The following is a 21645-nucleotide window of genomic DNA, read 5'->3' on the forward strand; positions in this document are numbered from 1 at the left end:
ACTCAACGCTGCACCCACCGAACCGCTTCTGGAGTTAGGAATGTCCGACGAAATCCTCAACGGCGCCGCCGCGCCGGCCGACGCCGCTGCTGGCCCCGCCTTCACCATCGAAAAGATTTACGTCAAGGACGTTTCTTTCGAATCGCCGAATGCACCGGCCGTCTTCAACGACGCCAACCAGCCCGAGCTGCAGCTGAACCTGAATCAGAAGGTCCAGCGCCTCAACGATAACGCCTTCGAAGTCGTGCTGGCCGTGACCCTGACCTGCACCGCCGGCGGCAAGACCGCCTACGTGGCCGAAGTGCAGCAGGCTGGCGTGTTCGGCCTGGTCGGCCTGGAGCCGCAGGCAATCGACGTGCTGCTAGGCACCCAGTGCCCGAACATCCTGTTCCCGTACGTGCGCACCCTGGTCAGCGACCTGATCCAGGCCGGCGGCTTCCCGCCGTTCTACCTGCAGCCGATCAACTTCGAAGCCCTGTACGCCGAAACCCTGCGTCAGCGTTCGCAGGGCGAAGGCACCTCGCTGGCCGATTCCGAGCCGGCTGGCAACGCCTAAGCACTGTCTGCGCCGATGAGCGATTCGACCCGCAAGATCGCCGTTCTCGGCGCCGGTTCCTGGGGCACGGCTCTGGCCGCGCTCCTCGCCAGACACGGTCACCCGACCGTGCTCTGGGGGCGCGATGCGGCGATGGTGGAGGCCATCGACCGCACGCACGAGAACGTGCGTTACCTGCCCGGCATTCCGCTGCCGGAGACGTTACGTGCCACGACCGATCTGCAGGCCGCCGTTGCCAATGCGGACTGGATCCTGGTCGTGGTGCCGTCGCATGCATTTACCGAAACCATCCGCCTGATCGCTCCGTTGCGTCCGGCCAGCGCTGGCGTTGCCTGGGCAACCAAGGGCTTCGAACCCGGTTCCGGGCGGTTCCTGCATGAGGTGGCGCGTGACCTGCTGGGCCCCGGCGTTGCGCTGGCGGTGGTGACCGGGCCGTCGTTCGCCAAGGAAGTCACGCTCGGTTTGCCCACTGCCATCACCGTGCACGGCGACGATGCGGCGTTTGCGCAAGTCGTGGCCGATGCCATGCATGGCCCAACCTTTCGTGCCTACACCGGCGATGACATGGTCGGCGCCGAGCTCGGTGGCGCAATGAAAAACGTGCTGGCGGTGGCCACCGGCGTGGCCGATGGCATGCAGCTTGGCCTCAACGCGCGGGCCGGTTTGATCACGCGGGGCTTGAACGAGATGCTGCGTCTGGCCGCAGTGATCGGTGCGCGCCCGGAGACCCTGATGGGCCTGGCCGGGTTGGGCGATCTGGTACTCACCTGCACCGGCGATCTGTCGCGCAACCGCAGGCTTGGGTTGGCGCTGGGACGCGGACAGAGCCTGAACGATGCGATCCGCGAGATCGGCCAGGTGGTGGAATCGGTGCAGACCGCCGATGAAGTCATGCGTCAGGCCGAGCATCACGGCATCGAGTTGCCGATCTCCAACGCCGTGCGCGCGGTCCTGCATGGCGAGATCACCCCGGAAGCCGGGTTGAAGGGGCTGCTGGCCCGCGAGCGCAAGCCCGAGTACCCGCAGACCCTGTTTACCTGATCGGCGTGCGGCGGGCTTGCGCGCTGCATGGCATCAACAAAAAGCCCGGCATTGCCGGGCTTTTTGTTGGCCGACGACCGCACCCCGCAGGGCGGCTGCAGCCGGTCACGCGCATTGCCCTATCGAAGGCCATACGCGTTGCATCGGCTTGCTGCCGTTTCTGCACGCGCTTTGCGGACCGATCGCGCAAAAGAAAGAAGCCCGGTCGGGGGACCGGGCTTCCAATGCAACGCGGGAGAGAGAGTCGCGTTGCAGTCAAACGTGCGGCTTACCAGCTGAAGCGCGGGCCGACCGACCATTCCTTGTTGCCGTCGCCATCCATACGGATGTCGCCGTTGATGCCCCAGTTCTGGTTCAACTTCACCTGGGCGCCAAGGCGGCCGTAGAAGTTGTCACCGATGTCGATGCCGCGCTTCTTGGAGAAGTCTTCGTAGCCAGCCAGGGCATAGACTTCGAAGTGTTCGCCGAAGGCGTTACGCAGGCCGGCTTCCACGCTGTAGCCGTCGAAGCTGATGTTCGGGGTGTCCAGGTCCAGCTTGCGGTACGCAACGCGCGCAACGAAGTCGGTGCTGGTGGCGATCTCGTGGTTGTAGCCCACACCCACGCCCCACTGCTGGAAGTCGGAGTTGGAGCTTTCGAACACGTTGTCGTTGTCGTCGGCGTTCTGCTTGCTGTAGTCACCGAACACGTGGAAGTTCGGAGCAACGGCGTACGAAGCCTTCAGGCCCCAACCGTCTGCATCGCGACCTTCGGTCGGGGTGCGCACGTAGTCGCCTTCGACGAAGTTGTAGGAGAGGTTTTCAGCAGCGGAGGCCGCAAACGGCAGGGCTGCGAGGAGGCCGAGGGCCAGCAGTGAAGTCTTCATGATCAATACCTGTACTTATGGTTTGGGCCGGCGCTGAGGCGGATGCCGTTCGCTGCCGAGATGTAAATTCTCCGTTATTCGATGGAACGCGACATGAATTTTGAACTGAGCAGTGAATGAATCATCGCGCCAGATTCAGCTGCGCTTTCTTGTGGCCGTCATGCGATGCGCGTAGCGCACGCGTAAAACGTGACGCGACATTCATTCCGCACCGGCGATGTGACGCGCGCGTGCACAAACACGAAAACACACGGGTTTTCGGCCCTTTTGATGCCCGAGCACACTGCACTGACATCGCCGCTGTGAGCATTGCACGCTCTTGATTGGTAGCGGAGCAGCATCGTGGCAAAGAAGAAGACGATGGCGCGGTATCTGGCCGAGACGCTGCAGAGCGCGGGAGTGGAGCGGATCTGGGGGGTGACCGGCGACAGCCTCAATGGCCTGACCGATGCATTGCGCGAGATGCAGACCATCGCGTGGATGCATGTGCGTCACGAAGAAGTTGCCGCGTTCGCCGCAGGCGCGGAGGCGGCGGTGACCGGCGAGCTGGCGGTGTGCGCCGGCAGTTGCGGGCCGGGCAACCTGCATTTGATCAACGGTTTGTTCGACTGCCATCGCAGCCGGCAGCCGGTGCTGGCGATCGCCGCACACATCCCCTCGTCCGAGATCGGGCTGAATTATTTTCAGGAAACCCATCCGCAGGAACTGTTTCGCGAGTGCAGCCACTTTGTGGAACTGGTGACCAATCCGGCGCAGCTGCCGGAAGTGCTGCATCGTGCGATGCGCACGGCGATCCTGCAGCAGGGCGTGACGGTGGTGGTGATCCCCGGCGACATCGCACTGCTGGAGGTGGACAAGCATCTGTCCAGCGCATGGCCGGCCCTGCGCGCGCCGCGCGTGTTGCCCGCTGCCGACGATGTGCAGCAGCTGGCCGAGGTGTTGCAGCAGAGCAAGGCGGTCACCCTGCTGTGCGGCAGCGGTTGCGCCGGTGCGCATGATGCGGTGGTGGCATTGGCAGATACCCTGGGCGCGCCGATCGTGCATGCGTTGCGCGGCAAGGAGTATGTGGAGTGGGAGAACCCGTTCGATGTCGGCATGACCGGCTTGATCGGTTTCAGTTCCGGCTACCACGCGATGCTCAACTGCGACACCTTGATCATGCTGGGCACGGATTTCCCGTACCGGCAGTTCTATCCGAAGGACGCGACCATCGTGCAGGTGGATCGCGACCCCGGCGCGCTAGGACGGCGCACGCCGTTGCAGCTGGGCATTGCGGCGGATGTCGGCGAAACCATCGCGGCCTTGCTGCCGCAGTTGCAGCGTCGCGAAGACCGCCGTTTCCTGGAAAAATCGCTGGAGCACTATCGCAAGGCGCGCCAAGGGCTGGACGATCTGGCAGTGCCGGCGGATCCGGGCGAGCCGCTGCATCCGCAGTTCGTGACCCGGCTGATCAGCCAGATCGCCGACCAGGATGCGGTGTTCACCTGCGATGTCGGCACGCCCACGGTATGGGCGGCGCGCTATCTGCGCATGAACGGCAAGCGCCGTCTGCTGGGATCGTTCAACCATGGCTCGATGGCCAACGCGATGCCGCAGGCGCTGGGCGCGCAGGCGGCGTTTCCAGGGCGTCAGGTGATTTCGCTGTCGGGCGATGGTGGCTTTGCCATGCTGATGGGCGATTTCATTTCGCTGGCGCAGTTGAACCTGCCGGTGAAGGTGGTGGTGTTCAACAATGCCTCGCTGGGGTTTGTGGCGATGGAAATGAAGGCAGCCGGTTACCTGGATACCGGCACCGAGCTGCGCAACCCGGATTTTGCCGCGATGAGCAATGCGATGGGCATCCTGGGTATCCGCGTGGATGAGTCGGCGCAGCTGGAGCGCGCGTTGCGGCAGGCATTTGCGCATTCCGGTCCGGCGCTGGTGGATGTGCGCATCGCCACGCAGGAGCTGGCGGTGCCGCCGGCGATCAAGCTCGAACAGGCCAAAGGCATGGGGCTGTATCTGCTCAAGGCGGTCATGAGCGGGCGGGGCGATGAGGTGATCGAGCTGGTCAAGACCAACCTGCGCTAACACTGCCGGTTCTATCATCGGCCGACTTTCCTCGGATTGCCTTCATGCCACGTTCGCTGCTGCGGCAACTGCTGCTGATCTGGGTGGTGATCGTGGCCGCCTGCCTGGGCGTGGCCACGATGTTGTACGGCTTGTACCGTCAGACCGAAGGCGTGCGGCTGGAAGATGCGCGGCAACAGTTGGGCAGTCAGTGCACACGCATCGTGCAGCGTTATGCCGGCGCAAGCGAGGCCGCGCGTAGCGGCGACAACGGCGCCGGGTTGGCTGCGGTGGTGGTGCAATTGGTGCTGGCCGATGCGCCCGGTGTGGAAGGCGGCGTGTGGAATGTGGACAAGGGTTTCATCGCCTATGCCTATCCCACCTACGACGGTAGCGATCACAAGACCGATATCCCGGCGGCCGAGTGGGCAACCATCGTGGGCACCGCGCGGCAAAGCGCGCAGGGACGCAAGCCCGTGCAGTTCCGTCGCGATGGCAGTCGCGAGGTGCTGCTGATCAGCGCCTGCCCGTTGGCGGCCGGTACCGCCGCGTGGACCATGTCGCGAGTGCCGGCGAGCAGCTCGGACGCGTGGCGGCCGCTGGCGATCGGCATGGTGTTGATCTTTGCGATGGTGGCGGTGTCGGCTATTGCGCTTGGGGTGGTGGTGCGGCGCTGGAGCCAGCGCTTGCAGAAGATTCAACACGCGTTGGCGGCCGACACCGAGATACCGCAGATTCCGCATACCGGCGCGCCCGAACTCGACCGGCTCGGCGCTGCGGTCACTGGGTACGCGCAGCGCACTGCGCAGGCGCTTGCGCAGACCCGCAAGTTGGCCGACGAGCTGTCGCGGCATGAGCGGCTCGCCGCGCTCGGGCGCATGACCGCAACGGTCGCGCATGAAATCCGCAACCCCATCGCCACCATGCGGCTTGCGGTGGAAAACGAGATCGCACGCCGTGATCTCACCCCCGACGATGCGGCGCATGGTGCGCTGATGCTGGCGCAGATCCGGCGCCTGGATGGCGTGGTCGAAAGCCTGCTTGGCATGGTGCAGCCGATCCGCCTGCAGCTGGAAACGGTGGTGGTACAGGACTGGCTGGAAGAACTGCTGGATCCGGCGCTGTTGCCGCACGCCGCGCATCGACTGCAGCTGCAGGTGCCGGATGCGCCGCTGCAGTGGCAACTGGATCCGCAGCAACTGGGACGCGCGCTGCACAATCTGCTGCGCAATGCGCTGCAGCATGCCGACCCCGGCACGCAGGTCGCAGTGCGCGCGCAGCGGCGTGAAGCTGCGTTGCATCTGCAGGTGAGCAACCACGGTGCACCGGTCCCCGAGCCGATCGCAGCGCAATTGTTCGAACCATTCGTCAGCGGTCGCAGCGACGGCAACGGGTTGGGGCTGGCGTTGGTGCGCGAGATCGCACGCGCGCACGGCGGCCAGGCGCAGTACACCCATGCCGACGGCATGACCCATTTCATTGTGGAGCTGCCATGGCGTGCATCCTGATCATCGACGACGACGCAGCGTTTCTTGCCACCTTGCAGGCGACGCTGCGCTCGCTCGGGCATCGCGTGATCGCCGCCAGCAACGGCGCGCAGGGCCTGGCGCAGTTGCGCGAAGGCGGTATCGACCTGGCCTTTGTGGACTTCCGCATGCCGGGCATGGATGGGATCGAGGTGCTGCGCGCGCGGGCAGGCGATGCGCAGGCGGCCCAGGTGCCGCTGGTGATGCTGACCGCCCATGTGTCCAGCGGCAACACCATCGAGGCGATGACGCTGGGTGCGTTCGACCACCTGGTCAAACCGGTGGGGCGTGCCGATATCGTCGATGTGGTGGAGCGCGCGTTGCTGAGCCGCGCCGATGCTGCGACCGCCGAGCCGCCGATCCCGCTGCCCGAGGAAGACGATGCGCTGGTCGGCCACAGCCCGGCGATGCGCACGGTGCACAAGCGCATCGGGCTGGCGGCCGCATCGGAGCTGCCGGTGCTGATCACTGGCGAGACCGGCACCGGCAAGGAGTTGGCCGCGCGCGCGTTGCATCGTGCCAGTGCGCGCGCGGAGGCGGCGTTCGTGGCGGTCAATTGCGCCGCGATTCCGCTGGAGTTGATGGAGAGCGAGTTGTTCGGCCATCGCAAGGGCGCCTTCTCCGGTGCGACCAGCGACCGGATCGGCCTGATCCGCGAGGCCGATGGCGGCACCTTGTTCCTGGACGAAATCGGCGACATGCCGCTGCCGATGCAGGCCAAGCTGCTGCGCTTCCTGCAGGAAGGCGAAGTGACGCCGCTGGGCGGCCGCGGTGCGCAGAAGGTGGACGTGCGCGTGCTGGCGGCCACCCATCGCGATCTGGCCGCGTGGGTGGCGGCCGGGCAGTTTCGCAGCGACCTGCGTTACCGCTTGAACGTGGTACCGATCGAACTGCCGCCGCTGCGCGAGCGCGGGCAGGACATCGTGCTGCTGGCCCAGTACTTCCTGCGGACCGGGCCAGGCGGTGCGCGCACGCTGTCGCCGGCCGCGCAGGCGCGTGTGCTGGCCTACCCCTGGCCGGGCAACGTGCGCGAGTTGCGCAACGTGATGCAGCGCAGCCAGGTGCTGGTGCGCGGGCACAGCATCGAGGCGGACGATCTGGACGAGGCGCTCGGCGAACTGGCGCCGCCGCAGGCGATGCCGGCCGCTGCGGAAATGCAGCTTCCCGAGGCGGTGGCGCGGCTGGAGAAACAGATGATCCAGGACGCGTTGGCGCATAGCGGCGGCAACCGTGCCGAGGCAGCGCGCCGGCTCGGCATTCATCGCCAACTGCTGTACCGCAAGCTCGACGACTATGGGTTGCAGTAGGCGCGCGGGCGGCACCAGTGCAGCGGTGCGGATGGGCGATCAGGTGGTGCTCATCGAACGGTTCGCCGGCCCGTCCTGACCCGCGCCGGCACAAGGTTGCATGCCGCTGCATTCCGCAGGCAGTGAATCGGCCAGGCAGCCCTGGGCCAGCACAGTCAGCCGCGTAGCCGCACCCGCAGGTTGCAAGCGCTGACGCCGTTCTTCAAGCGGACAGCGCAGCGCAGGGTGTCTGCAAAACGGACGCGGTTGGATGAAATGCAGACGTCCATTCGCCCCGTTCCAGGCCCTCCGCCTTGAAAAACAAGGCTTCCACAGTTGGCACGATGCCTGCGTTGTACCTACTGCGAGCGGCACTCCTTGCCGCGCTGGAGACATCACATGCTTCGTCAGACCGCACTTGCCTTTGCATTGGCCTGCAGCGTGGCCACCGCTGCGGCGCAGGTTCCACCGCCGCCTGCCGCGCCTGCCGCACCGCGTCCGCCGGTGGGCACGCCACCGCCACCGCCGCCGATGCCGCCTGTGCCGCCAGCACCGGTGGCCGCCGCGCCGGTGCAGGTCACTGGCACCGTCGAGCGGTTCATGCTCACTCCCAATGGTGAGGTGGAGGGGTTGTGGCTGCGCGACGGCACCCAGATCGGGTTTGCACCGCATCGGTCCGATGAACTGCAGGCAGCCGTGCGCCGCGGCGATACGGTGAGCGTGCAGGGCTATCGCCTCGGCGATCTGCCGGTGCTGCGTGCCAGCAGCATCCGCTCCACGCGCAGCAAGCGTGAGGTAGTGGACCGCCCGCCGTTGGCCGGCGACATGCCGCCCCCGCCGCCCCCGCCTGCTGCACTGACGCCGTTAACAGCGGATGGTCGCATCGAGCGCCTCGTCTATGGCCCGGGCGGCGAAACCAACGGTGCGTTGCTGAGCGACGGCACCGTGGTGCGGATGCCGCCGCATCTGGCACTGCAGTTGGGCGACCTGCTGCGCACCGGAGCACCGCTGAGCGTGCGCGGGTTCGGCGTCGCCACCGCCGCCGGGCGTTCGATCGAGGCTACCGAGGTGGGCCGCGACCGCGCCTCGCAGCGTGCGTTGTTCACGGCTCCGCGTCCGGATGGCCCGCTGCCACCGCCGCCGGCACCACCGGGGCCGCCCGTGCCACCGGCCGCACCGCCGACACCGCGCTGACCCGGGGCGCCGCCGCGAAGGCGACGGCGGCGCCCACGCGCAGCATTCGTTTACGCACCTCCGCCGCGCCCCTTGCGTGGCGGCGGGTGCGGCTTGCCGGCGTTGGCCGGTCCTACCTAGTTGGAGTCCACAATGCATTGGGTCGATCCTGATTTCCTCCCTGAAACCCGCGGCACCCTGGCGCGTTTTCTGCTCAATCCCAAGGCCGATATCGATGGCCTGCTGTTGACCGACGGCACCGAGGTCCACACCCCGCCGCATCTGTCGGCAGCCCTGCTCAAGGCGCTCAAGCCGGGCAGCGCCTTGACCGTACGCGGCCTCAAGCCACGCGATGTGGACATGCTGGTGGCCCTGGCGATCGACCCGGCCGGCGGCAAGCGCATCCTCGACGAAGGCCCGCATGGGCCGCATGCCAAGCCCAAGCCCAAACCGCCGGCCGGCAAGCCGCCCAAGCCGCCCAAGCCGCAGCTCACCCAGCATGCCGGCACCATCGCGCGGCTGCTGCATGGTCCGCATGGGCAGGTGCATGGCGTGCTGTTGGACGATGAAGTGACGGTACGCTTCCCGCCGCATGCCGGCGCCGACTTCGCCAGGCAACTGGTGGTCGGCAAGCCATTGGTGGTCGAAGGTGATACCAAGGCGACACCGCATGGCGTGTTGATCCACGCACACGCGCTGGGCAGCAAGGCCGCCGGGTTGAAGCAGATCGAGCATCCGCCGCATGGCCCGGGCGCGCCCAAGCCCAAGCCCAAGCACTAGGCGCCGCGTATGTGCCCGCTGCGCTGGAATGAGCAGGTCGTCATCGGCGTTGTCATGCAGGCAGGCCGTGCCTGGCAACAGGCAACAGGGCGATGCGCATGAGCACCGCACGCCGACCGCCTGGCACGCGCGCGCTGGAAGCGCTGCATTTCAGCGTGGCCGATGTCCAGGACGGGCTGGGGCCATTTTTGAGTGTGTTTTTGCAGTCCAAGGGCTGGTCGGTGGCGGCGATCGGCACGGTGATGAGCGTGGGCGGGATTGCCGGCATGCTCGCCACCACGCCGGCAGGCGCATTGGTCGATGCCACCCGGCGCAAGCGCGCCGTGGTGGTGATCGGCTGTCTGGCGATCCTGCTCGCCACCGCGTTGATCTGGCTGCGCCCGACCGCTTCCGGGGTGGTCGCCGCACAGATCGCATCGGCGCTGGCTGCGGCGGGCATCGGCCCGGCGCTCACCGGCATCACGTTGGGCCTGGTGCGTGCGCGCGGGTTCGATCATCAACTGGCGCGCAACCAGGTCGCCAATCACGCCGGCAACATGCTGGCCGCAGTGCTGGCCGGCTGGTTGGGATGGCGCTACGGGTTTGGCGCGATCTTCGCGCTGACTGCGGTGTTCGGCGTGTTGGCGCTGGCGGCCGTGCTGTCGATTCCGGCAACCGCCATCGACCACCGCGCTGCACGCGGCCTGGCGCATGCCGATGGCGCAGACGCACTGAGTGCTTGGCGGGTATTGCTGACCAGCCGGCCATTGGCCTTGCTGGCGGTCACGCTGGGGCTGTTTCATCTGGGCAACGCGGCGATGCTGCCGTTGTACGGCATGGCGATCGTGGCCGCCCACGCCGGCGATCCGAGCGCGCTGACCGCCACCACCATCGTGGTCGCCCAGGCCACGATGGTGGTGGTCGCCTTGCTGGCGATGCGCTGGATCCGCGTGCACGGACATTGGTGGGTGTTGCTGCTGGCCTTCATGGCCTTGCCGTTGCGCGCGCTGGTGGCGGCCTCGGTGATCCACGGCTGGGGCGTGTTTCCGGTGCAGATCCTCGATGGGCTCGGCGCCGGCCTGCAAAGCGTGGTGGTCCCGGCATTGGTGGCGCGTTTGCTGCATGGCACCGGCCGGGTCAACGTCGGCCAGGGCGCGGTGATGACGGTGCAGGGGATTGGTGCGGCGCTCAGCCCGGCCTTCGGCGGCTGGCTCGCGCACGCCTTCGGCTACCGCGTCGCGTTCTTGAGCCTGGGCGCAATCGCCTTGCTGGCCGTTGCGTTATGGGCAGGGTGTCGCGGCATGTTGCAGGCAGCGACCGGCGTGCAGACCGCGCCGTAGTGGCGCCGCAGGCGCGTGCAAGAAAGCGCGTGTGTCCTGGAGTCCATCGCGAGCGGTGCGTGCGGCCTGGCGCTGGACAGGCGGGGGCGCAAGCCTTGATGCAAGCACGCAGCACGCAGCACGCAGCACGCAGCACGCAGCACGCAGCACGCGCAGTGCGCATGCAGGCAACACGGCAAGCAGAGCGTGCCGTGGGAGGTGGGCCGTGCCGGGTGTCTGGCGTCCGATCAGGCCTGGTCAACGGCTGGGTTAGACCTCTGCGGATCCGGCTCAAGAACCGAACCTACGGCGGTCCATCCCCACTGCCGGGAGCGGAGCCGCAGTTGTGGGCGATGGTGCTGCGTCGCGGTTACTGACCGCCGGCGAAGTTCCACTGCCGCCAGGCTTCGAACACCATCACAGCAACGGTGTTGGACAGGTTGAGGCTGCGGTTGTCCGGGCGCATCGGCAGGCGCAGACGATGCTGCGGCGGGATCGACTCCAGCACCTCGGCCGGCAGGCCGCGGGTTTCCGGGCCAAACAAGAACGCATCGCCATCGGCGAATTGCGGTGTGTCGTAGCGCACCGTGCTGCGCGTACTCAGCGCAAACACGCGCGTGGGCGCGATGGCAGCCAATGCAGCAGGCAGATCGGCGTGCACTTGCAGGGTTGCGTATTCGTGGTAGTCCAGGCCGGCGCGCTTGAGCTGCTTGTCGCTGAGGTCAAAGCCCAGTGGCTCGATCAGGTGCAGGCGCGCGCCGGTGTTGGCGCACAAGCGAATCACATTGCCCGTGTTGGGCGGAATTTCCGGTTGGAACAGGATGACATCGAGGACGGGTGCTGGCATGCGCGCAAGTGTAGCTGCGCGCAGGCTTAGAGGCGGACGGCTGCGCTGACCAGGGCTTCCAGCTCCGCCGGCGACGGCTGCAGCTGCGGCACCGGCAGATTGACCATGACCTGGCCCATCAGCGCACCGATGGCGGCAGCGGCCTGGCCGGAGGCGCTCTGGGCGGTGGCGGCGCTGCTGCGGACCACCAACCCGGCGCGCTGTTCGGCCGACGGACGCACCTGCACTGCAGCCAGGGTGATCACGCGCGGACCAGCCTGTTCGGCGGCCAGGGCAGCCAGCTGTTCGGCGGACGGGCGCACCTGGACGGCGGCCAGGGTACGGATGTCGCTGCTGCGTTCCAGCGTCTGTTGGGCGATCTGGTCGGCAGATGGGCGCACCTGCACCGCCTCCAGCGTGGTCAGGCTGGAGGCCTGGGCAAAACCGGCGAAGCTGGTGCCGGCCAGGAGGGCGGCGGAGAGGGCGATGCGCAGGGTCTGGGTCTTCATGGCGAGGTCTCTTGGTGTGGGTGATCAGTGGTGTGGTAGTAAGGTAGTACACCGTTTCGGTATTCGCAAGAACTTTCGGAACTTTTCTTCACTTGTTCAGCAGGCAGTCAGCTTTGCGTCATGCGCTTCGATGGCCACGTGACTGCAGCAAGCCGCGTGCCATCTTTAATGTGTTGTTTTTAAAGAATTTTTCAGAATCAACCAGTGTCCGCGTCCGGACACCCGGACGCAGCGACAGGCACCGGACGGCATCCAGCGCCGCTTGCATCGGGCGATTGAGTGGCGGTTGCGCTGTGCTGAATGAGGCGTATGGACAATGCCGTGCACGCGTTTGGCTGCCGGGCAACTGCGGCACAATCCGGCTTTACCCTTCGGTGTGGATGACTTATGCGCGTGCTGATGCTGTCTGTTCTGGTTGCCACCACCACCGCGGCGTGCACCTGGGTGCCGATCGAACAAAGCGGCAAGAGCGTGCAGGTATTGCCCGCAGGCCCTGTGCCGGCTGGCTGTCAGCAGCAGGGCGAGGTGGTGGTGTCGGTCAAGAGCAAGGTCGGCTTCTACAACCGCAACCCGCTGCGCGTGCAGGAGGAGCTGGAAACGCTGGCGCGCAACGAGGCCCCGGGTGCCAATGCCAATGCCGTGCAGGCACAAGGCCAACCGGCCGACGGAAGCCAGCGCTTCAACGCCTTCCGCTGCCCGCCGCGCTGAACCGTTGGGCTGGGGCGGCGGCCATTCAAATGTAAAGATGCGGTAAAACCAGCCAGCAGCTAGACTAGCGCCCCCTCGCCTGACGCCATGGCGCTACTTCGATGCTCTTCCAGAATGTCTCCATCGCGGGACTGGCGCATATTGATGCGCCGCACACGCTGACTTCCAAGGAAATCAACGAGCGCCTGCAACCGACCTACGACCGCCTCGGAATCAAGACCGACGTGTTGGGCGACGTTGCCGGCATCCATGCACGGCGCTTGTGGGACCAGGATGTCCAGGCCTCGGACGCTGCCACCCAGGCTGCGCGCAAGGCACTGCTCGACGCCGGCATCGGTATCGAGAAGATCGGCCTGCTGGTCAACACCTCAGTGAGCCGCGACTACCTGGAGCCGTCCACCGCCTCCATCGTGTCCGGCAACCTCGGGGTCGGCGACCACTGCGTCACCTTCGACGTCGCCAACGCCTGCCTTGCCTTCATCAACGGCATGGACATCGCCGCGCGCATGCTCGAGCGTGGCGAGATCGACTATGCGCTGGTCGTCGACGGCGAGACCGCCAACCTGGTGTACGAGAAGACCCTCGAGCGCATGACCTCGCCCGACGTCACCGAAGAAGAATTCCGCAATGAACTCGCTGCGCTGACCCTGGGCTGCGGTGCCGCGGCCATGGTCATGGCGCGCACCGAGCTGGTGCCCGACGCGCCGCGCTACAAGGGCGGCGTGACCCGTTCGGCCACCGAGTGGAACAAGCTGTGCCGCGGCAACCTGGACCGCATGGTCACCGACACCCGCCTGCTGCTGATCGAAGGCATCAAGCTGGCGCAGAAGACCTTCCTGGCGGCCAAGCAGGCGATGGGCTGGGCGGTGGACGAGCTGGACCAGTTCGTCATCCACCAGGTCAGCCGCCCGCACACCGCCTCGTTCGTGAAGTCGTTCGGCATCGACCCGGCCAAGGTCATGACCATCTTCGGCGAACACGGCAACATCGGCCCGGCTTCGGTGCCGATCGTGCTGAGCAAACTCAAGGAGCTCGGCCGCTTGAAGAAGGGCGACCGGATCGCGCTGATGGGGATTGGTTCTGGCCTGAACTGCTCGATGGCGGAAGTGGTCTGGTAAGGCGTGTGATAGTGGCCGGCCGATGCTCTTGCACGCCGGGCAAGATCGCTGCTTAGGTAAAAAAGTGGTATCTAAGTTTCCTTGCAGGAACAGCTGCAGTCTGTAAGGAAAGACGATGGCTCAGCGCATCACCGGACACTATGTTGCTGGCGCTCTCGCAGGGAGCCGTTACCAGGCATTCGTCCCTGATCCGTTGCCGGCAGTGCCGGCACTGGATTTCGCACAGGCTGAACTGGTGGCGCGCAAAGAGCGCGCCGACCAGGCACTAGGGCGACTGGACGGCATCACGCTGATGCTGCCGGACCCGGAAGTGTTTCTCTATCAGTACATCCGCAAGGAAGCCTTGCTGTCGTCCCAGATCGAAGGAACCCAGTCATCGCTCTCGGACCTGTTGCTGTTCGAGATGGATGCGGCACCGGGCGTGCCTGTCGACGATGTCGAAGAAGTGTCCAACTATGTCGCGGCCCTCAACCATGGTTTGCGGCGCCTGCGCAAGGACGATTTCCCGCTGTCGCTGCGTTTGATCCGCGAGATGCATGCGCTGTTGCTGCAGGGCGGGCGTGGAGCCGGCAAGCAGCCAGGTGAATTTCGCCGGAGCCAGGTGTGGGTAGGCGGGGCCTCGCCTGCACTTGCACACTTTGTTCCGCCACCGCCAGATGCATTGCCCGACGCGCTGTCGGCACTCGAACAGTTTCTGCATGCGCCGCAGGGGCAGATGCCGCCGTTGGTGAAGGCGGCGCTTGCCCATGTGCAGTTCGAAACCATCCATCCCTTCAGCGATGGCAATGGGCGCCTGGGACGGCTGTTGATTACCTTGATCCTGTGCAGCGAAGGCGTGCTGCGGGAGCCCAGCCTGTATCTGAGCCTGTATTTCAAGCGCCGTCGTGCCGATTACTACGATCGCCTCAATGCGGTGCGACTCAACGGTGATTGGGAAGGATGGCTGGGCTTCTTTCTGGATGGTGTGGCAGAGACCGCGCAACAAGCCGTCGACACCGCGCAGCGCCTGCTGGCACTGTTGGCACGTGATCGGGCCCGCATTGCCGCTTTGGGCCAGCGAGCAGGCAACGTCGGCCTGGTGTTTGAGCAGTTCGCGCGGCGCGTGGTGTTGGCGGTGCCGCAAGTGGCGCCCACCCTGTCATTGAGCGCGCCTACCATCCGTGCTGCGGTACGCACCCTGCAGGAGCTGGAAATCGTCAACGAACTCACCGGCCAGCAGCGGCATCGTATTTTTGCCTACCACGCCTATCTCGACATCCTCAGCGAAGGAGCGCAGCCGCTGTGAGCGATCGGCTTGCGCACGGCCGTTGCCGACGATGCGGAGACACCTGGCGTATTTTCGATACTGTCGTGGCGATGTAGCTGGCGACTTGCCAGACACACCCAGTCAAAGCTTTAGCAAATAGAGAGATCCATGAACTACCCCGGCTATCCCTTCACTCCCCAGCGCCTTGAGGTGCGTCCCGGCATTGCGATGTCGTATCTGGACGAAGGTCCGCGCGATGGCGAGGTGGTCGTGATGCTGCACGGCAATCCGTCGTGGAGCTATTTGTGGCGGCATCTGGTCAGCGGTCTTTCCGATCGCTACCGCTGCATCGTGCCGGACCATATCGGCATGGGGCTGTCCGACAAGCCGGACGATGCGCCCGACGCGCAGCCGCGCTACGACTACACCTTGCAATCGCGCGTGGACGATCTGGATACCTTGCTGCGGCATCTGGGCATCACTGGGTCGATCACGCTGGCCGTGCACGATTGGGGCGGCATGATCGGGTTCGGCTGGGCGTTGTCGCATCACGCGCAGGTCAAGCGCCTGGTGATCACCAACACCGCCGCCTTCCCGTTGCCGCCGGAGAAACCGATGCCGTGGCAGATCGCGATGGGTCGGCATTGGCGGCCAGGCGAATGGTTCATCCGCACCTTCAATGCGTTTTCGTCCGGTGCTTCATGGTTTGGCGTGTCGCGGCGCATGCCCTCGGCCGTGCGCCGCGCCTATGTCGCGCCCTACGACACCTGGCGCAATCGCATCTCCACGATCCGTTTCATGCAGGACATTCCGCTGTCGCCGGCCGACAAGGGCTGGTCGTTGCTGGAGCGCTCCGCACAGGCCTTGCCGTCGTTTGCCGACCGCCCCGCGTTCATCGCCTGGGGCCTGCGCGACATCTGCTTCGACAAGCACTTCCTGGCCGGTTTTCGCCAGGCATTGCCGAACGCCGAGGTGACCGCGTTCGACGATGCCAATCACTACGTGCTGGAAGACAAGCACGAGGTGCTGGTGCCGGCGATTCGCACGTTCCTGGATACGCATCCGCTGTAAGCGAGGCGTCCGACACCGATCAATGCGCCGATGGCGTATGCGTCAGCAGCCAGGTCCGGTCACGGCACTGGCAGCGGATTGCGCTGCGCATCGTCCACGCCGATCCAATCGTCCTGCGTCAGCGCATGCAGACCATGCGCCAGGCGCGACTTGTCGCATTGCGCACTGCGCTGGCCGAATTCCAGCGACGCCGGCACGGCGGCGCAGGAGGACGGGCGGCGGTCGTGGATGCTGCAGCGGCTATAGCGGCCGATGTCGGCATCCAGGGCGATGCAGCGCGGTTGCGATTGCGAGGTGCCGCGCATCACGCGCTCGTGCGTGCGCAAGGAGTCGGTCAGTTCGATCGGTACCCTGCCGCCCAATGCGGGATCGGCTTCGCTCCAGTGGAAACTGACGCGGAAATAGGCGCAGCAAGCGCCGCAGGTAAGGCAGGGGTGTGCCATGGAATGCCGGGCCTGGCGCGGCGAAATCGCGTGGGGAGCGCGGCATTCTGACCGAACCGTGCTGCGATACAAGAGGCATGCGGCCGCCGCCGCTAAGCGATTCATGCGTCGGCATCGGACGGGCGCGTGCCCCGACCACGGCGCGCATCCGCCGCGGGTGCAGGCGCGCCCTGCGCACAAGCGGCCAGCACCGTGAGTGCATGGGTGATAATACGGCGATGACCACTCTCTGCAATATCGCGGCCACCTTGCCGCAGCTGGCGCGCGAGCGCCCCGATCAGATCGCCATTCGCTGCCCCGGCCGCCGCGCCGCCAATGGGTTTGCCGCCTACGACGTGACCTTGAGCTATGCCGAACTGGATGCACGCAGCGATGCGATCGCCGCCGGCCTGGCGCTGCACGGCATCGGCCGTGGCGCGCGCGCGGTGGTGATGGTGCGGCCGTCGCCGGAATTCTTCCTGCTGATGTTTGCCTTGTTCAAGGCCGGTGCGGTGCCGGTGCTGGTCGATCCGGGCATCGACAAGCGCGCGCTCAAACAGTGTCTGGACGAGGCGCAGCCGCAGGCGTTCATCGGCATTCCGCTTGCGCAGTTGGCGCGTCGTCTGCTGCGCTGGGCGCGCTCTGCAAAGCAGATCGTCAGCGTCGGTGGCCGTTACGGGTGGGGCGGGGTGACACTGGCGCGCGTGGAGCGCGATGGCGCCGGCGCCGGCAGTCAGCTGGCCAACACCGGGCCGGACGATGTGGCCGCCATCCTGTTCACCAGCGGCTCCACCGGCGTGCCCAAGGGCGTGGTTTACCGACACCGGCATTTCGTCGGCCAGATCGAGTTGCTGCGCAATGCCTTCGGCATGCAGCCGGGTGGCGTGGATCTGCCGACGTTCCCGCCGTTTGCCTTGTTCGATCCTGCTTTGGGGCTGACCTCGGTGATTCCGGACATGGATCCGACCCGCCCGGCCACTGCCGACCCGCGCAAGCTGCACGATGCACTCAACCGCTTCGGAGTGACGCAATTGTTCGGTTCGCCGGCATTGATGCGCGTGCTGGCCGACTACGGGCAGCCGCTGCCCAAGGTGCGCCTGGCGACGTCGGCAGGCGCACCGGTGCCGCCGGATGTGGTGGCCACCATCCGCGCGCTGCTGCCGGCGGATGCGCAATTCTGGACGCCGTATGGCGCCACCGAATGCCTGCCGGTGGCGGCAATCGAAGGCCGCACCCTGGACGCAACGCGCGCTGCCACCGAAGCCGGTGCCGGAACCTGTGTGGGACAGGTGGTCGCGCCCAATGAGGTGCGCATCATCGCCATCGACGATGCGGCCATTGCCGATTGGAGCGGCGCACGCGTGCTGGCCATGGGCGAAGTCGGCGAGATCACCGTCGCCGGCCCGACCACCACCGATACCTATTTCAATCGCGATGCGGCCACCCGCATCGCCAAGATCCGCGAGCGCAGCGACGATGGCAGCGAACGCATCGTGCACCGCATGGGCGATGTGGGCTATTTCGATGCAGAAGGACGCTTGTGGTTCTGCGGGCGCAAGACCCATCGCGTGGAAACGGCCAGAGGCCCGCTGTACACCGAGCAGGTGGAGCCGGTGTTCAACGTGCATCCCCAGGTGCGGCGCACCGCGCTGGTCGGTGTAGGCGCAGCCGGACAACAGCAACCGGTGCTGTGCGTGGAGTTGCAGCCTGGCGTATCGGTATCGGCCTTCGCGGACGTGCAAACCGCATTGCGTGCGCTGGGCGCCGCGCATCCGCATACCGCCGGTATCGCACGTTTCCTGCGGCATCCCGGTTTCCCGGTCGACATCCGCCACAACGCCAAGATCGGCCGCGAAAAACTGGCGGTCTGGGCGGCGCAACAGCGTGCGTAAGCACATGCAGCGGTGCGCGCAGCTTAGTGGTTCTTCCGTGTTTCCTCTTGTGATCGGTGCAAAGCGATGAAGATTCTGGTGACCGGCGGTGGTGGATTTCTTGGCCAGGCGTTGTGCCGCGGCTTGCGCGCGCGCGGGCACGAGGTGGTGAGTTTTCAACGCGGCGATTACCCGGTGTTGCAGACGTTGGGCGTGGGCCAGATCCGTGGCGACCTGGCCGACCCGCAAGCGGTGCGGCATGCCTTCGCCGGCATCGATGCGGTCTTCCACAACGCCGCCAAGGCCGGTGCATGGGGCAGCTACGACAGCTATCACCAGGCCAATGTGGTGGGCACGCAGAACGTGCTCGACGCATGCCGCGCCAATGGCGTGCCGCGGCTGATCTACACCTCCACACCCAGCGTCACCCACCGCGCCACCAACCCGGTGGAGGGCCTGGGCGCCGATGAGGTGCCATATGGCGAAGACCTGCGCGCCGCGTATGCGGCGACCAAGGCGATCGCCGAGCGTGCGGTGCTGGCAGCCAACGATGCGCAGCTGGCCACGGTGGCATTGCGTCCGCGGCTGATCTGGGGGCCGGGCGACAATCATCTGTTGCCGCGGCTGGCGGCACGCGCGCGCGCCGGTCGCCTGCGCATGGTGGGCGATGGCAGCAACCTGGTGGACAGCACGTACATCGACAACGCCGCACAAGCGCATTTCGATGCGTTCGACCATCTTGCGCCGGGCGCTGCCTGCGCGGGCAAGGCGTACTTCATTTCCAACGGCGAACCGTTGCCGATGCGCGAGTTGCTCAATCGCCTGCTTGCGGCAGTGGACGCACCGGCGGTGACGCGTTCGCTGTCGTTCAAGACGGCGTACACAATCGGTGCAATCTGCGAGACCATGTGGCCACTGTTGCGTCTGCCTGGCGAAGTGCCGCTGACGCGTTTTCTGGTAGAACAGTTGTGCACGCCGCATTGGTACAGCATGGAACCTGCGCGTCGCGACTTCGGCTACGTGCCACGCATCAGTATCGAAGAAGGCCTGCAACGGCTGCGATCCTCATCTTCCAACGACATCGCCATCACTCGATAAAGACTGCCACATCTTCAGGATACGTCTGCGCCGATTCGGCACGACAACTTCTGGAATCATTGCCATGCTGCATTACGCCATCATCTTCTTCGTCATCGCCATCATCGCCGCTGTGCTGGGCTTCAGCGGTATCGCCGGTGCGGCGACCAACATTGCCTGGATCCTGTTCGTGGTGTTCCTGATCCTGGCAGTGATCTCGATGTTCCGTCGCGGCAAGGTCTAACGTCCCGCTGCGATACGCCACGGCAGCGGCGCTGCCGATCGGTGCTCACATGGCCCGCCTCCGCAAGGAGGCGGGCCATGTGCGTTATGGCGGTGTTTCAGTGGGGTCTTTGCCCCTCACAGCAGTTTTTCCAGGTATTGCACCTGCTTGCCACCAGCCAGCATCGCATCGCCGATTGGCATGAATCCCAGTTGCCGATGCAACGCCAGCGATGCCGGATTGGGCGGGCTCAGATTCACTTCGCACACCAGGCGCGGCTGCGCTGCCGCACGCGCGCTGCGGATGAGGTCGGCGTACAGCTGCCCGGCAAGGCCGCGTCGACGCGCATGGACGCCGATCACGATGCGGTCCACATAGACAAAGCGCGCAAAGCGCTTCGATAGCCACGCAAAGTTGGCATTGGCGTAGTCAGCGCTCTGATCCAGTGCGATCAACAGGCCGTCTGCCGGCGGGATCACGCTGGCATGCCATGCCAGCTGCAACAACGCAGCCAGCCCATCGGCATCGAGCAACGACAGTGCGGTGGCATGGGCATTGTTGAGTGCGAGCAATGCGGCATGGTCGTGCGCCTGCACTGCGCGCGGCTGCGAGGCGCTCATGCGCGGGTGTCTACCGCGCTGCGCAGCAATTGATCGTCCGCATGCCGTTGCAATGCCAGTTCGATCAACTGCGTGATCAAGCCGCGATAGTCCAGCCCGCTTGCCTGCCAGAGTTTGGGATACATGCTGATGCGGGTGAAGCCCGGAAGCGTATTGACCTCGTTGATCACGATGCGTCCGTCCGCACACAGGAACACATCCACGCGCGCCATGCCGGCGCAATCCAGCGCTTGATACGCCTGCACCGCAAGGTGCTGGATGCGCTGCTGCGTCTGCGCATCCAGCTCGGCGGGGATCACGATGTCGGCGCCGTGCGCGCTGATGTATTTGGTGTCGTACGAATAAAACGCATCGTGCACCACCACTTCGCCGCACACGCTGGCCCGTGGCGTGGCATTTCCCAGCACCGCGCATTCGATCTCGCGGCCGACAATGGCCGCTTCCACCAGCACCTTGTGGTCGTAGGACAACGCCAAGGCGAGTGCGGCGGCAAAGGCGTCCGCGCTGCGCACCTGGCTGACGCCCACCGACGAGCCCTGATTGGCCGGTTTGACGAACAACGGCAACCCCAGCTGCGCGATCAACGCATCCACATCGGCGTGCGCGGCGGTGTGACGGTTGAAGCAGACAAACGGTGCCACCGCCAGGCCGGCATCGCGCAGCACGCGCTTGGCCATGTCCTTGTCCATCGCCACCGCCGAGCCAAGCACGCCGGAGCCGACGAAGGGCAGGTTGGCCATGCGCAGCAATCCCTGCAGCGAGCCGTCTTCGCCCAGGGTGCCGTGCACGATCGGGAACACCACATCGATCTGCGCCAGCGTCTGCTCGGTGTCCACCGGCCGCAGCTGCGCCTGCTCGGCGCCGGGTAGCACCGCCACCGAGCGTCCGCTGCGGTGCAGGGCGATCCGGCCCGGGTCGTCGGCATCGTGCAGAAAGCCCTCCGCCGCGCTCAGATGCCACTGGCCCTGCTTGTCGATGCCGATCAGTACCGGCTCGAAGCGCTGCGGGTCGAGCGCGTCCAGGATGTTGCGTGCCGACTGCAGCGAGACCTCGTGCTCGGCGGATTTGCCGCCAAAGATGAGACCGACCCGGATCTTGCGCATCGCCTGCTCCTGCCAACTATTCGAAAAGATCGCCAGCATGCCCGTGACCGGCAGGCCGAAGAAAGCCGGCAGATCGGGCGGGCGGCAACTGTGCGCGGACGCTGCGCCCATCGGCGCAGGGAGCGATGGGCGCAACAGGCCGCCCGCACCGCGCCGCGAGCGCACCATCCTGGTCAGCCGCCGTGCAGCGCCAGCGGGCCAGACACCCCAGGCGACGACCGGTGCATCGATCGTTCCACCGCCAGGCAAGCGCCTGCCGTGGCCACCGCAGCAGCCT

21 protein-coding genes are annotated in these 21645 nt (G+C 66.0%); 15 read left to right on the top strand and 6 right to left on the bottom strand.

Features of this window, described 5'->3' with window-relative positions; translation table 11 throughout:
- The first annotated feature begins 40 nt into the window (after positions 1–40).
- Together secB and VZ068_RS01555 are read left to right on the top strand one after the other, a co-directional pair.
- Positions 41–556, top strand: coding sequence for a protein-export chaperone SecB (gene secB, locus VZ068_RS01550; RefSeq protein WP_055853720.1), 516 nt, complete (start codon positions 41–43; stop codon positions 554–556).
- A 15-nt stretch (positions 557–571) separates the two neighbouring features.
- Positions 572–1597, top strand: a complete 1026-nt coding sequence (locus tag VZ068_RS01555) for an NAD(P)H-dependent glycerol-3-phosphate dehydrogenase (protein WP_259166864.1) — start codon at positions 572–574, stop codon at positions 1595–1597.
- Positions 1598–1865: 268 nt separating this feature from the next.
- On the opposite strand, the gene VZ068_RS01560 is transcribed toward VZ068_RS01555, so the two are convergent.
- On the bottom strand, positions 1866–2462 hold the full coding sequence (locus VZ068_RS01560) for a diffusible signal factor-reguated Ax21 faimly virulence factor (protein WP_064507944.1): 597 nt from the start codon (positions 2460–2462) through the stop codon (positions 1866–1868).
- A 360-nt stretch (positions 2463–2822) separates the two neighbouring features.
- On the opposite strand from VZ068_RS01560, the gene poxB reads away from it, so the two are divergent.
- From poxB to VZ068_RS01590, 6 genes are all read left to right on the top strand, one after another.
- Positions 2823–4532 carry a ubiquinone-dependent pyruvate dehydrogenase gene (poxB, locus tag VZ068_RS01565; RefSeq protein ID WP_349657624.1) on the top strand — a complete coding sequence of 570 codons (1710 nt, stop codon included), beginning with the start codon at positions 2823–2825 and terminating at the stop codon, positions 4530–4532.
- 44 nt (positions 4533–4576) lie between these two features.
- Positions 4577–6019, top strand: coding sequence for a HAMP domain-containing sensor histidine kinase (locus tag VZ068_RS01570; protein ID WP_349656681.1), 1443 nt, complete (start codon positions 4577–4579; stop codon positions 6017–6019).
- On the top strand, positions 6004–7344 hold the full coding sequence (locus tag VZ068_RS01575; protein WP_349656682.1) for a sigma-54 dependent transcriptional regulator: 1341 nt from the start codon (positions 6004–6006) through the stop codon (positions 7342–7344). The genes VZ068_RS01570 and VZ068_RS01575 overlap by 16 nt, the downstream gene beginning before the upstream one ends.
- 378 nt (positions 7345–7722) lie before the next feature.
- Entirely contained in the window at positions 7723–8517 is a 795-nt protein-coding gene (locus VZ068_RS01580) for a hypothetical protein (RefSeq protein WP_259166910.1), read from the top strand.
- A 132-nt stretch (positions 8518–8649) separates the two neighbouring features.
- On the top strand, positions 8650–9276 hold the full coding sequence (locus VZ068_RS01585) for a hypothetical protein (RefSeq protein WP_349656683.1): 627 nt from the start codon (positions 8650–8652) through the stop codon (positions 9274–9276).
- 92 nt (positions 9277–9368) lie between these two features.
- Positions 9369–10595, top strand: coding sequence for an MFS transporter (locus VZ068_RS01590; protein ID WP_259166912.1), 1227 nt, complete (start codon positions 9369–9371; stop codon positions 10593–10595).
- 349 nt (positions 10596–10944) lie between these two features.
- Here the strand turns inward: VZ068_RS01590 and VZ068_RS01595 are convergent, their stop codons facing one another.
- Complete coding sequence (locus VZ068_RS01595) at positions 10945–11421, bottom strand: tRNA (cytidine(34)-2'-O)-methyltransferase (protein ID WP_259159512.1); 477 nt, start codon at positions 11419–11421, stop codon at positions 10945–10947.
- Between the two features lie 26 nt (positions 11422–11447).
- Positions 11448–11909: a hypothetical protein gene (locus VZ068_RS01600; protein ID WP_349656684.1), complete on the bottom strand. Its 462-nt coding sequence runs from the start codon at positions 11907–11909 to the stop codon at positions 11448–11450.
- 387 nt (positions 11910–12296) lie between these two features.
- Here VZ068_RS01600 and VZ068_RS01605 point away from each other — a divergent pair, with 387 nt between their 5' ends.
- From VZ068_RS01605 to VZ068_RS01620, 4 genes are all read left to right on the top strand, one after another.
- Complete coding sequence (locus VZ068_RS01605; RefSeq protein WP_104611858.1) at positions 12297–12617, top strand: DUF4156 domain-containing protein; 321 nt, start codon at positions 12297–12299, stop codon at positions 12615–12617.
- Positions 12618–12718: 101 nt separating this feature from the next.
- Positions 12719–13735 (top strand): 3-oxoacyl-ACP synthase III, encoded by a 1017-nt coding sequence (locus VZ068_RS01610; protein ID WP_039814176.1) that lies wholly within the window; start codon positions 12719–12721, stop codon positions 13733–13735.
- Positions 13736–13850: 115 nt separating this feature from the next.
- The gene (locus tag VZ068_RS01615) at positions 13851–15020 is read left to right on the top strand and encodes a Fic family protein (protein ID WP_349656685.1); all 1170 of its coding nucleotides are present in this window, start codon (positions 13851–13853) and stop codon (positions 15018–15020) included.
- Positions 15021–15149: 129 nt separating this feature from the next.
- Positions 15150–16052, top strand: coding sequence for an alpha/beta fold hydrolase (locus tag VZ068_RS01620; RefSeq protein ID WP_349656686.1), 903 nt, complete (start codon positions 15150–15152; stop codon positions 16050–16052).
- Between the two features lie 59 nt (positions 16053–16111).
- Here the strand turns inward: VZ068_RS01620 and VZ068_RS01625 are convergent, their stop codons facing one another.
- On the bottom strand, positions 16112–16495 hold the full coding sequence (locus VZ068_RS01625; protein ID WP_259159507.1) for a YkgJ family cysteine cluster protein: 384 nt from the start codon (positions 16493–16495) through the stop codon (positions 16112–16114).
- A gap of 218 nt (positions 16496–16713) precedes the next feature.
- Between VZ068_RS01625 and oleC the strand changes: the two genes are divergently transcribed.
- The 3 genes from oleC (at position 16714) to VZ068_RS01640 (ending at position 19666) form a co-directional block, all read left to right on the top strand.
- On the top strand, positions 16714–18366 hold the full coding sequence (gene oleC / locus VZ068_RS01630) for an olefin beta-lactone synthetase (protein WP_349656687.1): 1653 nt from the start codon (positions 16714–16716) through the stop codon (positions 18364–18366).
- A 66-nt stretch (positions 18367–18432) separates the two neighbouring features.
- Positions 18433–19443, top strand: a complete 1011-nt coding sequence (gene oleD, locus VZ068_RS01635) for a 2-alkyl-3-oxoalkanoate reductase (protein WP_259159505.1) — start codon at positions 18433–18435, stop codon at positions 19441–19443.
- A gap of 64 nt (positions 19444–19507) precedes the next feature.
- On the top strand, positions 19508–19666 hold the full coding sequence (locus VZ068_RS01640; protein WP_003468167.1) for a DUF1328 domain-containing protein: 159 nt from the start codon (positions 19508–19510) through the stop codon (positions 19664–19666).
- 116 nt (positions 19667–19782) lie between these two features.
- On the opposite strand, the gene VZ068_RS01645 is transcribed toward VZ068_RS01640, so the two are convergent.
- Both VZ068_RS01645 and ddlA read right to left on the bottom strand, forming a co-directional pair.
- Complete coding sequence (locus VZ068_RS01645; RefSeq protein WP_349656688.1) at positions 19783–20265, bottom strand: GNAT family N-acetyltransferase; 483 nt, start codon at positions 20263–20265, stop codon at positions 19783–19785.
- Entirely contained in the window at positions 20262–21368 is a 1107-nt protein-coding gene (gene ddlA, locus VZ068_RS01650; RefSeq protein WP_349656689.1) for a D-alanine--D-alanine ligase, read from the bottom strand. The genes VZ068_RS01645 and ddlA overlap by 4 nt, the downstream gene beginning before the upstream one ends.
- Positions 21369–21645: the final 277 nt, after the last annotated feature.

Origin of the sequence: Xanthomonas sp. 10-10 (genome assembly GCF_040182365.1) — a bacterium.
GTDB lineage: Bacteria > Pseudomonadota > Gammaproteobacteria > Xanthomonadales > Xanthomonadaceae > Xanthomonas > Xanthomonas arboricola_F.

Excerpts from the sequence above, each read along its gene's own strand:
- oleD (WP_259159505.1), top strand. The coding sequence starts at position 18,433 with ATGAAGATTCTGGTGACCGGCGGTGGTGGATTTCTTGGCCAGGCGTTG.
- VZ068_RS01590 (WP_259166912.1), top strand. The coding sequence starts at position 9,369 with ATGCGCATGAGCACCGCACGCCGACCGCCTGGCACGCGCGCGCTGGAA.
- VZ068_RS01575 (WP_349656682.1), top strand. The coding sequence starts at position 6,004 with ATGGCGTGCATCCTGATCATCGACGACGACGCAGCGTTTCTTGCCACC.
- oleC (WP_349656687.1), top strand. The coding sequence starts at position 16,714 with ATGACCACTCTCTGCAATATCGCGGCCACCTTGCCGCAGCTGGCGCGC.
- VZ068_RS01620 (WP_349656686.1), top strand. The coding sequence starts at position 15,150 with ATGAACTACCCCGGCTATCCCTTCACTCCCCAGCGCCTTGAGGTGCGT.
- VZ068_RS01615 (WP_349656685.1), top strand. The coding sequence starts at position 13,851 with ATGGCTCAGCGCATCACCGGACACTATGTTGCTGGCGCTCTCGCAGGG.
- ddlA (WP_349656689.1), bottom strand. The coding sequence starts at position 21,368 with ATGCGCAAGATCCGGGTCGGTCTCATCTTTGGCGGCAAATCCGCCGAG.
- VZ068_RS01640 (WP_003468167.1), top strand. The coding sequence starts at position 19,508 with ATGCTGCATTACGCCATCATCTTCTTCGTCATCGCCATCATCGCCGCT.
- VZ068_RS01555 (WP_259166864.1), top strand. The coding sequence starts at position 572 with ATGAGCGATTCGACCCGCAAGATCGCCGTTCTCGGCGCCGGTTCCTGG.
- VZ068_RS01625 (WP_259159507.1), bottom strand. The coding sequence starts at position 16,495 with ATGGCACACCCCTGCCTTACCTGCGGCGCTTGCTGCGCCTATTTCCGC.
- VZ068_RS01600 (WP_349656684.1), bottom strand. The coding sequence starts at position 11,909 with ATGAAGACCCAGACCCTGCGCATCGCCCTCTCCGCCGCCCTCCTGGCC.
- VZ068_RS01585 (WP_349656683.1), top strand. The coding sequence starts at position 8,650 with ATGCATTGGGTCGATCCTGATTTCCTCCCTGAAACCCGCGGCACCCTG.
- VZ068_RS01645 (WP_349656688.1), bottom strand. The coding sequence starts at position 20,265 with ATGAGCGCCTCGCAGCCGCGCGCAGTGCAGGCGCACGACCATGCCGCA.
- poxB (WP_349657624.1), top strand. The coding sequence starts at position 2,823 with ATGGCGCGGTATCTGGCCGAGACGCTGCAGAGCGCGGGAGTGGAGCGG.
- VZ068_RS01570 (WP_349656681.1), top strand. The coding sequence starts at position 4,577 with ATGCCACGTTCGCTGCTGCGGCAACTGCTGCTGATCTGGGTGGTGATC.
- VZ068_RS01610 (WP_039814176.1), top strand. The coding sequence starts at position 12,719 with ATGCTCTTCCAGAATGTCTCCATCGCGGGACTGGCGCATATTGATGCG.
- VZ068_RS01605 (WP_104611858.1), top strand. The coding sequence starts at position 12,297 with ATGCGCGTGCTGATGCTGTCTGTTCTGGTTGCCACCACCACCGCGGCG.
- VZ068_RS01595 (WP_259159512.1), bottom strand. The coding sequence starts at position 11,421 with ATGCCAGCACCCGTCCTCGATGTCATCCTGTTCCAACCGGAAATTCCG.
- VZ068_RS01560 (WP_064507944.1), bottom strand. The coding sequence starts at position 2,462 with ATGAAGACTTCACTGCTGGCCCTCGGCCTCCTCGCAGCCCTGCCGTTT.
- VZ068_RS01580 (WP_259166910.1), top strand. The coding sequence starts at position 7,723 with ATGCTTCGTCAGACCGCACTTGCCTTTGCATTGGCCTGCAGCGTGGCC.
- secB (WP_055853720.1), top strand. The coding sequence starts at position 41 with ATGTCCGACGAAATCCTCAACGGCGCCGCCGCGCCGGCCGACGCCGCT.